The organism is Sodalis sp. (in: enterobacteria) (assembly GCF_047607725.1).
GTDB lineage: Bacteria > Pseudomonadota > Gammaproteobacteria > Enterobacterales > Enterobacteriaceae > JBLKSS01.
In genome coordinates this window covers 1-11,632 of sequence record NZ_JBLKSS010000097.1, presented here as the reverse complement: position 1 = coordinate 11,632, position 11,632 = coordinate 1, and the positions used below count along the sequence as shown (strand labels likewise).

The following is an 11,632-nucleotide window of genomic DNA, read 5'->3' as shown; positions in this document are numbered from 1 at the left end:
CGATCGGCTAGTACACCCCAGCTATCGACTGGAACTTAAAGGCGAATCACTACGCAAAGAGCAAGGAGTAGCCAGCACAGGAAAAATAGACTAAAACTGAGTCAGAAGATGAGCGAACACGTGATCGAATATCACTGAAATGGGTGATCGGAAAATATCGGAATAACTGATCGGATGTCGCCGGAACAGATGATCGGATACGTCGGAATCTGTAGTTGGAGAGGCACAGACCAGCGGCGGCATGTCAATAAATTCGGAAAACGCAGCGGCGGCCCTACACGGCGACGACGTTAGCAATGATGATACGCGTGCTATTGACTGTAATGAACCAAGATAGCACATAGGGGAGGTCTTCTAGAGGGAATTGAAAACGTTAGCGGCCCGATGGGTGCCAGATGCGGGTTACGCGTCGCCGCCGTAATTTAGCCGCAAAACATTGACGGGCAATAATCTGCGTCTGCGCAGCCGATGCAAAGGGGGTTAACCTGAAATGAAAAACCCCGCCGAAGCGGGGTTTATAGCGTCATGATAACTTAAGCCTGCRGCTGGGTTACCACGTCTTTGATGCCTTTCACTTCGATCTCTACGCGACGATCCGGGGCCAGGCAGCTGATGACTACGGCACGGCCTTTCACGCTGTTACAGGTGTTGCCAGTAACCGGGTTGGATTTACCCATACCGCGTGCGGAAATCTTGTCGGAAGGGATACCTTTGGAAACCAGGTAGCTTACGACGCTCTGCGCGCGCGCCTGAGACAGTTTCTGGTTGTAGGCGTCGGAACCGATACGGTCGGTGTAGCCCAGAACGATAACGGAGCCGTCTTTCGGATCCATCGAGCTCAGCTGGGAGTACAGCTGATCCAGCGCTTGCTGACCTTCCGGTTTCAGCGTGGCTTTGTCGAAGTTGAACAGCACGTCAGACTTCAGGGTGAAGCGCTTGGTCTGAACAACCGGAGCCGGAGCCGGGGCAGCCACTTCGTCCTGGCCAAAGCGGTAGGACACGCCAACGCTCAGCATAGAGTTATCAGGACGGGTACCGATGGTACCGGCATCACCGATGTTGTTAACCCACTGGTAGTCCAGACGGGTAGCCCAGTTTTTGGTCCATGCATATTCCAGACCCACAGCGGCCAGCGGGGAAACGCCGGTATCGTGGTCACTTACGCGGCCTGCATTGCCGTTGTTGTAAGCACCTTTGGAATCAGCACGCCATACCATGCCGCCCAGACGGGTGTAGATGTCCAGGTCGTCGGTCAGCGGGTAGCTCAGCTTGGCGGCCAGGGAAATGCCCTGCGCTTTGAAAGCACCGTTGTTCACGCTGCCTTTGTACGCCATACGGCCCAGCCAGTCGTAGCCCAGCTCGAAACCAAGGTACTGGTTCGCCTGATAGCCGACGAAAGCACCCGCGCCTAACTGGTCATCACGGGTAGGACCGTTGCCGATGCGGTTGTCGAAACCGTTACCGTAGAAACCGGTGTCGTGGTACTGGGACCAGCCCAGTTTGCCGCCAGTGTACCAGGTGTCATCTTTCGGAGCGGCTTGCGCTACGGTTGCGAAACCTGCCAGCGCCACTGCAAGTGCGATAGCTGTCTTTTTCATTGTTTACGCCTCGTTATCATCCAAATAGGCAATGAGCTTTTAAAGCTAATTTTAGAAATCCATTGCCGGCGTTCGTGCTCAGACTCTGTGCATCGCCATTAAAATAGCGTTATAGAGCAACCCCGGCGAATTAAAGTCTACAACGAAGTAGGAAACTTACAAGTAAGATGTAGTAAGCCACTAATAAAAAACAGCGTTTCAGGGCAACGACGAGGGGGAAAAAGGGCCAAAAAACGCGGCGGCGAGGAAAAAAAATGGTCGCGAAGCCGCATATCTACTTGGATTCCCCCCGTTTGGGAGGCGATCATTCGGGTCGACGGGCAGTCGACCTGAGAATAATCCTAATTTTACTTAATGATACAAAGTTGAGTAAATTTTTAACCCTGAAAACTGTCCAGAAGGACGATTCGAGCCATTTTGCGGATACATGATGAAACCGAAAGTTCCGCCTTGCTGGGCGGCATTCTGCAAACAACGCTTATCCGTTTCCGACAGCTCAGCGGGAAACCACCCCAGAATGACGCTGAAATTGCCGGTGAGCAAGGCTTTTTCCATTGCCGCGACGGTATCGAACGCTGACGGCTGACGCAGCTGTACCACCTTTTGCAGCGGCAGGCCCGACTGGGCGAGCCAGGGACGGCTCAGCCGCCGTGACGATGTCAGCCACAGCAGCCACCGGGATTGCAAACCCAGCTGGCGCAGCAGCGGCAGCAGAATATGTCCGACCACCGGCTGATCTTCGATATAAACCACTTCGCTGATTCCCCTCAGCGCCAAAGGCGCGTTCACACCCTCAGGCTGGGCGGCTCGGCGGCGGCGTGCGCCGGTAACGGGTGTGGCAAAAGGATGAGTTTGGATTGGATGTCTGCCCCTGTGTTACTGTATAAAAACACAGTATCCTGGATGCGCGGTAAAATCAACCAAAAAATTCAATCGGCATCGCGGATCCGTGAATAGGTATTTAAGTAGCGCGAATTAAGTTGATAGCCTGCGGGACGTGACGCAGCAGTGGCGGGATCCCGCCACGCAATTAAAGGAATGACAGGAGAAACGCATGACCGCTAACTATAAGTTACGTATTCAACAGGCAAAAACGCTGTTTTCTCCATTAGGGGAGATAACGACCCGTTCTCAATTCTGGGGCTACAGCGTGGCGGCAGAAGGGGTGATGTTCGCGCTGATCCTTGAGGGAGAGTGCTGGCTGCGCGGTATTCGCGGCAACGAAGACCGCTATAGAGAACTGGGGATGCGCAAACTCATCTACACCAAGCGCTGCATCCCTGTCACGCTGAACTATTATCATCTACCGGAGACGCTGTGGGATGCGCCGGCAACGCTGATAGTACTCGGGAGACAAGCGCTGGAGGAGGCGCGCCGCGAACGGCAGGCGCGGGCAGCTCACCCGCGCCTGAAAGACCTGCCCAACATCGGTCAGGGCATTGAGCGGCTTTTATGGAAAGCCGGTATCCAAAATGTGGATGCGCTGCGCAATCATGGCGCCAAAGCAAGTTATCTGAAATTGCGTAACATCAAACGGGATTTGAGCGTCAAGGTCCTATTGGCCCTGGAAGGGGCATTGGCGGGGCGGCATTTGGCGGCGCTGCCCCCGTGTTTGCGTAACGAACTGATGGAGTGGCATCGCCGCCATACCTGATGTCACTTCGGGCGGAGGCTAACTCTGCTGCGCTATCAATCGGCTGCGGCCGGTCAATTCAGGGAGCAGCGCCAGCAACAGGCCGACCTGCTGCATCACCAGCTGTTCCCGGGCGCCCGGCTCCAGCTCCAGCCGTGCGATACGCGCCAGCAGGTTTTCGTGCTCCTGGCTGAGACGCGCCTGAAAAGCATCGCCGTTCTGATGATGCAGGGCATCATCTACGTAACAGGTAGCGTCATTAAGGATGTTCAGCACCGCCGGGTTGCCGATAAGCCCCCGGTGAGCACCGAGGGTGGAAATATAACTGAGAAAGGTATGACTCAGACACAGCAGGCGGAAGGCGTGATCCATTAGCTCCCCGCCCGCGCGCCGTTCGGCGGACATATTCGACACTACCGACGCCAGTTCCGCATCGCGGTTGTGAGCATCTCTGCGCGCCACGCGATAGTCGAGGCGGTTATCTTTGCCTTGATGGTATTGCACCAAAATGGCATCCAGGTAGCGGCAGTTGGCGGTCAAGCTTTTTTCCACCACGGCGGGCAGGTGCCGAAAGCGCCAGTCGGGCCAGATAAAACTTACCACCGCCCAGGCGATGGCGCAGCCCACTAGGGTATCGAACAGGCGCGGTAGCGCGACCTCAAAGCCCTGGCCGACCAGGTTGAAGCAGAGCATCACCAGCAGGGTGATAAACAGGGTGGCCTGGGCATATTGGCTATTGCGAAAGGCAAAAAACAGCGTGCCGCTCAACACAATAAGCACCAGCTGACCTTCGGTAGACGGTACAAAATACAGCACCGGCAGGCCAATCAATACCCCGGCGACGGTGCCGATAATACGCAGCGCCAGCCGCCGTCGCGTTGCCTGATAGTTTGGCTGGCAGACGAACAGGCTGGTCAGCATTATCCAATAGCCATAATGCATGCCGCTTAAACGGATAAAAGCGTAGCCGGCGCACAACACCAGCGACATACGCACCGCATGGCGGAACAGGGCGGATTCCGGCGTCAGATTCAGCCGCAGACGGGTGCGGATATCCAGCCAGCCGGTAAGTTTATCGTCGGACAGGCTGTTATCCTCGGTGGGCATCCGAGCGATGGCCTGCTCGGATTCAATGGTGGCCAATTGGGCATCAATTGAGCGCAGGTTGCTCAGCAAAGGATGCAGCGCGCCGAGGGGCGCCCCCGCACCGGCGCGGGCGATGGCGCCGTCAAAATGGCTAAAAAGGCGCTCGAAACGTGGATCGTGCTGATAACGACGGCGCAGCAGAATGGATTGCGAAAGTTTTTCGCAGGCGCGGGTCTGCATTTCCAACGGGCGCTGGAAACGGAACAGCACATCGCTGAAACGCAGCTCTTCGCGGAGTTGCTGATAACGCGCATGCGCTGAGCTGGCCCATTCATGGATATCCTGGGCGACGAAATAGTAATGCAGGCTGCGGCGGGTGCTGCGCTGGCCGCGATCCCCGCGCAAGCGCGTCAGCAAGGTGGCCTTCACTTGGTTAAGCGCCTCCACCAGTTGGCCGTTGGCCATCGCCACCGTTATCAGGATGCTATCGTCGCTTTCCTCGCTGTCGGGATCGAAACAGCCGGCCTTGGCGGAGAGGTAGTGGGCCAGAGACCGATAGCAGCTCGCCAGGTCGTCCTGCAAAGGGCTTATGGGAAACATCAGGTGGCCAAGCAGGGTGAGCGCATTGTACCAAATAGCGCCTGCCAGCAGCAGCAGCAGCTGCAGATACCAGCTTTGGTACATCGCGGTGCCCAACATGGTATACACGGCAATCAGCAGAGCGCCAAAAGCGATGGTGGCATAGCGCTGCCCAAGGGCGCCCAGCAAGATAAAACCGCAGGTTGAACAGGCAAGGCCGAGGGCGAACAGCCACGGATAGGGAAATAGCAGCTCAATGGAAACGGCGGCGATGAAAAAGCTTACCAGCGTTATCAGCAAATTGCGCAAACGGCCGGTGAGCCGGTCATCCAGACTCGCCAGCGCGGCGGCGACGCCTAAGGTCAACGGAATCGTCAACGTGGGCGAACCCAGCCACCAGCCGCCCCGCTAAGGGCGATGATAATTTTCAGGGTATCACGCCAGCGGCTGTTAAATACCCACTGACGCAAGCCGGGGGCGGATGTCAGCACGTCCTGTCCTCTCGCCGCTTAACCATGATGCGGGCCGCGAAAACCCGCCCGTAGCCTGTCTGCCTCTTCGACCGGCACCACCCGGCGGCCCACCGGCCAAACCGCGATGAGCGCCAGCTTGAAATTGGCGATGCCAAGAGGGATGCCGATCAGCGTGCAGCATTGGGCAATCCCCGTCAGAATGTGCGACAGACACAACCACCAGCCGACCAGAAAACATTAAGCAGCGTGCCGCCGGTATTGAGAAAACCGCTGCGCTGTTCGGGATAAAGCTCATCCACATGCAGCGCGCTGTTGCCGAACGGCACCAGCGACAATTTAGTTATCTCCCAGCAGGCGCGTGTAAATAGTCAACTTATAATAATCACGATACTAAGGTGCGGCGCCAGTAGCCGGGCGAGGGTGGTCAAGAAACCGCCAAAAATAAAATTGATGATATTGAGTAGCGTTCGCATAGCGCTCTGGGTATTAAAGGCTGATAATCGTTAGCGCCGATTGTCTCTGATCCCTATTGCGAATTCTACTCTGTTTTTCTGGCTGGAGCAGGACATCTTAAAGCGGGTACACTAAAGACAGACATCATCGCCATCCGGAATCCTTGCAAGCTTATGGAACTCAAATCCACCTCAATCGGCAAACGTCTGGCACAGCATCCCTATAACCGCGTGCGGCTATTGCATGCCGGCGTCGAGGTCAGCGGCGATAAACATCACTATCTGATCCCGTTTAATCAAATCCTTGCGATTCAATGCCGCCGCGGCATCGTGTGGGGCGAGCTGGAGTTTGAGCTGCCGGAAGAAAAAGTCGTGCGCCTGCACGGCACCGAATGGCAGGAAACCCAGCGGTTCTACCGCTACCTGCAGCAGTCGTGGCAGACCTGGAGCGAGGAAATGAGCGCCATCGCCGCCGGGGTGCTGAACGAGCAAGTGGCGAAAGTCCAACAGATTATCGATAAGGATAGCTGGCTGCTACAGCAGGATCTGGCCCGGCTGCAAGCGGGGATCCTGCAGGCTGTTGACGCGCTGCCGCTGCCCGTCGCCCGGCTGGAGGCATTTGACGATTGCCGCGAACCCTGGCGTCAATGCTGGGAGTGACTGGAGGAGGGCGAGCACCGGGTGGCGGCGCGCAATCAGCAATGGACGGTGCGTATGCTGCAAGAGCATGAGGATTTCTTTCGCTCGGTGGAAAGTTCGCCGCTTAATCTCGCCCAAAGCCGGGCGGTGGTAAACGGCGAACGGTCGCTGCTGGTGCTGGCCGGCGCCGGTAGCGGTAAAACCTCGCTGCTGGTGGCGCGCGCCGGCTGGTTGCTGCGGTGTAATCTGGCGACGCCGGATCAGATTTTGCTGCTGGCGTTCGGCCGCCAGGCAGCGCGGGAAATGGACGATCGCCTACGGCAGCGGCTGGACGCGGATACGATTCAGGCAAGCACCTTTCATGCCTTGGCGCTGATGATTATCCGTCAAGGCAGCAAAAAGGCGCCGGCCGTGAGTCAGCTTGAAAGCGACGGCGCCGCGCGGCGTAAGCTGCTGATTGAGCATTGGCGGCAGCAGTGCCGCGAAAAAAAGGCGCAAGCCAAAGGGTGGCGGCAGTGGATTGGCGAGGAACTGGACTGGGAAGTGCCGGACGGCGATTTCTGGCAAAACGATAAACTGGCTAACCGCCTGGCGGGACGGCTAGAACGCTGGGTCGGGCTGATGCGTTCGCACGGCGGCAGCCAGGCCGAGATGATAGACGCGGCGCCCGATGAGCTGCGCGAGCAATTTCAAAAACGCATCCGGCTGCTGGCGCCGCTGCTGAAAGCCTGGAAACAAGCATTAAAAGAAGAGGGCGCGGTGGACTTTGACGGTCTTATCCATCAGGCGGTGGATATTCTGCAAAAAGGCCGCTTCGTGAGCCCGTGGAAACATATCCTGGTGGATGAGTTTCAGGATATCTCACCCCAGCGCGCCAGGCTTATCACCGCGCTGTGCCAACAAAACAGCGCCACCGCATTGTTCGCCGTCGGGGATGATTGGCAGGCGATCTACCGCTTCAGCGGCCCGGAGCTGACGTTGACCACCACCTTCAGCACGAGTTTTGGCGGCGGCGAACCATTGGCTCTGGATACTACTTACCGCTTTAATCAACGTATTGGCGAAGTGGCAAACCGGTTTGTGCAGCAAAATCCGTTTCAACTGGCAAAGCCGCTTAACAGCCTGACGCGCGGCGGCAAAAAAGCGGTGTTGATCCTGCCCGAAGATCAGCTTAACGCGCTTTTAAACAAACTCAGCGGCTTCGTCACGCCGACGCAACGCATCCTGGTGCTGGCACGTTATCACCATCTGCGTCCGGCGCTGCTGGCGAAAGCGGCGACGCGCTGGCCCAACCTGACGATTGATTTTATGACTATCCATGCCAGTAAAGGGCAGCAGGCGGAGTATGTGATCATTGTCGGCGTCAACGATGGACGCGATGGTTTTCCGGCCCTGGCGCGGGAATCGATTATCGAACAGGTTCTCCTTCCCCAACCGGAAGACTACCCGAACGCGAAAGAGCGTCGCCTGCTGTACGTGGCGCTTACCCGCGCCAAAGAGCAGGTCTGGCTGCTGACGGACAAGGTGAACCCGTCGGCATTTATTGAGGAACAGCTGAGTCAGGGAGTTCCGCGGGCGAAAAAACCCTAAACGGCGCCTGTCGCATCACTGCGCGCCTGGCACGGATTGGGCTCCGTTAAGACGGCAGGCGCTCCGCCAGATAACGTTGATAATCGGGAATGGCGATCGCCACGTCCTGATGGAAAAGAGTGGAGCTTATTAGAAAATCTGCGGTAGAGTGGTTGGTGGCCACGGGGATATTCCACACCGTCGCCAGACGCAGCAGCGCTTTGACATCCGGATCGTGCGGAACGGCATTTAGCGGATCCCAAAAGAAAATCATCATATCGATTTTGCCTTCGGAAATCAGAGCGCCCACCTGTTGATCACCCCCCATCGGGCCGCTGAACATGCTGTTGACCGGCAAACCGGTTTTAAGCTGCACCAGATTGCCGGTTGTGCCGGTTGCGTACAACACATGTTCCGAAAGTTGCGCTTTGTTGGTCTCCACCCAATTGAGCAGAGACTGTTTACAATGATCGTGCGCCACCAGCGCGATATGTTTGCGCGCGGCAATGGTGCGGGTGGTTGATTCCATGTCCAGTTCCTTAAGTCAGACGGTCTGACTATGGACTACTGAAACTCTGTTTCACTGCAAAGAGACAAACCGGCAAATCGGTAAAAAAGCGCCGTTTATTTTGTCTCATCGCCAGAGGCTGACTGGCGTTGGCGCACCCAATCAAGAAAACGCTCCCGGCTGGCCAAATCGGCCTGCAAAAACCAGAACCGCAGCATTTGCTCCGCCTCTGCGCTCGCAAGAACCTATGCTGGATAGACCGACGGCGGATTGCGCCGGGCGGGGCGCCAGCGCCGCCTGCCCGTGCAGGCGGTTATATTACTCCAACGCGGCCAGTAAACCGTTCTTGTCCGCATCGAGCCGGTTGACGCTGACCGACAGCGGTTTCTGGTCTTGATCCTGTAGGCCGATCAGCGGCTGATGGCAAAAACGTTCGCCTTCGGCGCGGCTTGTCATCCTTGGCAGCACAAATTTCAGCCGCCGCGCCTCGCCCGTGTCAAAGCCGATGATAATATAGGGGGAGCTGCAGGCCGGCGGCATCACCGTTTTACCCTCGGCCAGGGGTTTAACAGGGTAAAAACAAGCTGATGGTGGCCTTGCTCCAACTCCAGGCTGCTGGCGCAGCGCAGCAGGGAACTCCCCAGCGCTTTACCATCGACAATCAATAGTTCAAGTTCTTCAGGGAGTTGCAGCGGGGTCGCCATCACTGGAAACCCGGTTAAGATGCATAACTCCATGACCAGGACGCGCAGGAAATTCATTATCTCACCTTATCAGAATGCACACATAATAACTTACTATATATCCATTATACTAGTAATAATTATGTAGAATTAGTCATGCTTCTTTTTATTTTGATATTATTTATTTCCACTGACGAAAGGTGTTTTTTACCGGGTGGTGTACACTTAACACACCTTTTTTTCGCGGAGAACCGCCATGACAGACGCTGAAATTAGCGACATTCTGCAGACCGTGAAGACCATCGCCCTGGTGGGCGCCAGCGATAATCCGGCCCGACCCAGCCACGGCGTCATGGCCTATTTATTGGCCCATGGCTATCAGGTCTACCCGGTGAACCCGGTGAACCCGGCCCTGGCAGGGAAAACCCTTCTGGGACAGACCGTTTACGCCAATTTGGCGGAGATCCCTGCCAAAATCGACATGGTGGATGTCTTTCGCCGCGCTGATACGGTTTACGACCTGACGCAGGAAGCGATTGCCATTGATGCCGACGTGTTGTGGCTGCAGTTGGGCATCATTAATGAGCAAGCGGCGGTGCTGGCAAAGAACGTCGGAATGAAAGTGGTCATGGATCGCTGCCCGAAAATTGAAATCCCGCGACTGGGGCTGGACCACTGAGCGTTGCCGGTGGCGGGAAACCGGAATTGCGCCAAGTGTCAGCGTGATCGTAAGCGCCCCGTGGAGGACGTCTTGAATTATTAGTGGGTTTGTTGTATGGCCAGGTAAGAATATGTTCCACTACGATGCCTAGTGAACTCGCATCCTATAAGGGACGGCTGTCAGATCATGGATAATCCGGCGATGATAGTGTCCACTTAAATTTTAATGGACACTATCACAAACTTCAGAACACTAATTTCATATCACTCAAACCGGGATGGAAATAAAAGTTATTAAAATCAATACAATGTGAAAATGCAATGAGCATAAGCGTGTAACGTAGGTTTACTGTCTCATACAACAAACCCATCAATAATTCAAGACGCCCTCCACGGGGCGCTTACCTTTCAAACAAGGAAAAAAAATCATTCATGGTGCCCCCTCCCTTAGGCGCAATGAATATTGGCAAATTCAATCAACTGTAGCTTAACGCCTGCTGCCGTCAATGTCCGACACTCACAAAAAGGCGTAATAACTATACGGGTTTTTGCGCGGCGATGTAACTTTATGAAATAAGGTCTATTATTGCAAGCGATAACCCTGGGTAAATGGGCTAATATCGCTGCGTCATTTTTGATAAAAATATCACATAAAACATGTATTTATTATTATGTTTTATTTAATTATTAATTACGAATTTTACGGTCCACCTATTCTATCGCCGGCGGACCGTTGAGCCCAGCTTGTCCCTTGTCAAGGGTACGTTGCGCGATGCCGTCCACGTTGGATGCTGGCGCGTATAAGCCCGCTGTCGGTAAAGACTTTTTAACTTAGCCGTTGCTATTTCATTAATATAAACGCAACTGCCTATGCTAAGGTGAAAATCAGCGGTAATAGGTATCCAGCATAATATTTGAATTGTATGTTTCTATTTTTACATGCCGACCAGGATCCAGGGTGGATGAATAAAAAGTAATTAAAAGGAACAGTTATGTGGGTAACGCATTTATGCCGATCGACCATGCTATTGTCCTGGCGATTAGCACTGACTAGCAGGGTGCCAAAGGGGGTAGCCCCTCTCGGTGATGTCGGCGGGACAGGTACCGTTAGGGGCAGGGCAAGCTATGTCAATTGATCGGTCGCCAGAGAAAGAGGAAAACGCCTGCCCACGGTGGCGCGGCAGTAAACGTTGGGGCGTTAAGGCGACGGGGTACTTCGCTCTCTCGGCGCTCAGTGGCTGGTGTCTTTGGTGTGAACATGTGCGCGGCGAGACGTTCTGGCTCAGCTGCCTGCTGGTCGCCGCCGTGATTGCCGGGATATTTTATGCTCTGAGCCGTATCGGCGGCCGCTGCGATACCCTGTATTTCGGCACCCAGGATTGTGAGCGTGCGCAGCGCTTGCGCGATGAAATCGAACGCGGACAGCGCTATGGACGGCTTGTAGCCCGCTGCGCGGCAACCTATCTGGACAGAGACGGCCAACGTCTGGCGGCCGGAATACTCCCTCCCGTGGGTCGGTTTCAGTCCGAGATACTCGCCTGCTCAGTAAGCGTACGCCCAGCGCCGTATTGACAGTTATTCAGCAGGGATGGTGAGGTTCCACGGCAGGAGTTCTTTGATTTTGTTGATGGGATGATCCGCGATAATCGCCAGCACATGGCGCAGATACGCTTCCGGCTCCACGCCGTTCAGTTTGCAACTGCCGATCAGCGTATACATCAGCGCCGCCCGGTCGCCGCCGCTATCCGAACC

Annotated in this window: 12 protein-coding genes and 3 pseudogenes; 5 read left to right on the top strand and 10 right to left on the bottom strand. The window is 55.5% G+C overall.

The genetic code is table 11. The features are described 5' to 3' along the window. Nucleotides 1–533: 533 nt before the first annotated feature. Together ompA and sulA are read right to left on the bottom strand one after the other, a co-directional pair. Entirely contained in the window at nt 534–1,598 is a 1,065-nt protein-coding gene (gene ompA, locus ACMX3H_RS09405; protein WP_415210619.1) for a porin OmpA, read from the bottom strand. A 351-nt stretch (nt 1,599–1,949) separates the two neighbouring features. Beyond that, nucleotides 1,950–2,375 carry an SOS-induced cell division inhibitor SulA gene (sulA, locus tag ACMX3H_RS09400; RefSeq protein ID WP_415210618.1) on the bottom strand — a complete coding sequence of 142 codons (426 nt, stop codon included), beginning with the start codon at nt 2,373–2,375 and terminating at the stop codon, nt 1,950–1,952. A 277-nt stretch (nt 2,376–2,652) separates the two neighbouring features. Here sulA and ACMX3H_RS09395 point away from each other — a divergent pair, with 277 nt between their 5' ends. Continuing rightward, nucleotides 2,653–3,252, top strand: a complete 600-nt coding sequence (locus ACMX3H_RS09395) for a TfoX/Sxy family DNA transformation protein (protein WP_415210617.1) — start codon at nt 2,653–2,655, stop codon at nt 3,250–3,252. Nucleotides 3,253–3,270: 18 nt separating this feature from the next. Here ACMX3H_RS09395 and yccS read toward each other — a convergent pair. Then, nucleotides 3,271–5,387 (bottom strand): annotated as a pseudogene (gene yccS, locus ACMX3H_RS09390) (YccS family putative transporter). An 18-nt stretch (nt 5,388–5,405) separates the two neighbouring features. Further along, nucleotides 5,406–5,842, bottom strand: a pseudogene (locus tag ACMX3H_RS09385) (YccF family protein). A 153-nt stretch (nt 5,843–5,995) separates the two neighbouring features. Here ACMX3H_RS09385 and ACMX3H_RS09380 point away from each other — a divergent pair. After that, the gene (locus tag ACMX3H_RS09380) at nt 5,996–6,481 is read left to right on the top strand and encodes a hypothetical protein (RefSeq protein ID WP_415210616.1); all 486 of its coding nucleotides are present in this window, start codon (nt 5,996–5,998) and stop codon (nt 6,479–6,481) included. Continuing rightward, nucleotides 6,482–8,050, top strand: coding sequence for a DNA helicase IV (helD, locus tag ACMX3H_RS09375; RefSeq protein ID WP_415210622.1), 1,569 nt, complete (start codon nt 6,482–6,484; stop codon nt 8,048–8,050). Nucleotides 8,051–8,096: 46 nt separating this feature from the next. Here the strand turns inward: helD and ACMX3H_RS09370 are convergent, their stop codons facing one another. The 4 genes and pseudogenes from ACMX3H_RS09370 to ACMX3H_RS09355 all read right to left on the bottom strand — a co-directional run bounded on the left by ACMX3H_RS09370 (nt 8,097) and on the right by ACMX3H_RS09355 (nt 9,298). Next, a complete protein-coding gene (locus ACMX3H_RS09370) occupies nt 8,097–8,558 on the bottom strand; it encodes a methylglyoxal synthase (protein ID WP_415210615.1) in 462 nt (153 codons plus the stop codon). A gap of 95 nt (nt 8,559–8,653) precedes the next feature. Then, nucleotides 8,654–8,764, bottom strand: a pseudogene (locus tag ACMX3H_RS09365) (DUF2057 family protein); the annotation flags it as partial. Nucleotides 8,765–8,855: 91 nt separating this feature from the next. Continuing rightward, a complete protein-coding gene (locus ACMX3H_RS09360; RefSeq protein WP_415210621.1) occupies nt 8,856–9,077 on the bottom strand; it encodes a DUF2057 family protein in 222 nt (73 codons plus the stop codon). Then, entirely contained in the window at nt 9,077–9,298 is a 222-nt protein-coding gene (locus ACMX3H_RS09355; RefSeq protein ID WP_415210614.1) for a DUF2057 family protein, read from the bottom strand. Before ACMX3H_RS09355 ends, ACMX3H_RS09360 begins: the two co-directional genes overlap by 1 nt. A 178-nt stretch (nt 9,299–9,476) precedes the next feature. Here ACMX3H_RS09355 and ACMX3H_RS09350 point away from each other — a divergent pair, with 178 nt between their 5' ends. Further along, complete coding sequence (locus ACMX3H_RS09350; protein WP_415210613.1) at nt 9,477–9,899, top strand: CoA-binding protein; 423 nt, start codon at nt 9,477–9,479, stop codon at nt 9,897–9,899. On the opposite strand, the gene ACMX3H_RS09345 is transcribed toward ACMX3H_RS09350, so the two are convergent. After that, nucleotides 9,847–10,020, bottom strand: coding sequence for a hypothetical protein (locus ACMX3H_RS09345; RefSeq protein WP_415210612.1), 174 nt, complete (start codon nt 10,018–10,020; stop codon nt 9,847–9,849). The two genes, ACMX3H_RS09350 and ACMX3H_RS09345, sit on opposite strands and share 53 nt — an antisense overlap. 985 nt (nt 10,021–11,005) lie before the next feature. On the opposite strand from ACMX3H_RS09345, the gene ACMX3H_RS09340 reads away from it, so the two are divergent. Beyond that, nucleotides 11,006–11,452, top strand: coding sequence for a hypothetical protein (locus tag ACMX3H_RS09340; RefSeq protein ID WP_415210611.1), 447 nt, complete (start codon nt 11,006–11,008; stop codon nt 11,450–11,452). A gap of 3 nt (nt 11,453–11,455) precedes the next feature. Here ACMX3H_RS09340 and ACMX3H_RS09335 read toward each other — a convergent pair. Next, the coding region (locus ACMX3H_RS09335) for a transposase domain-containing protein (RefSeq protein WP_415210620.1) at nt 11,456–11,632 on the bottom strand (177 nt) is incomplete at its 5' end.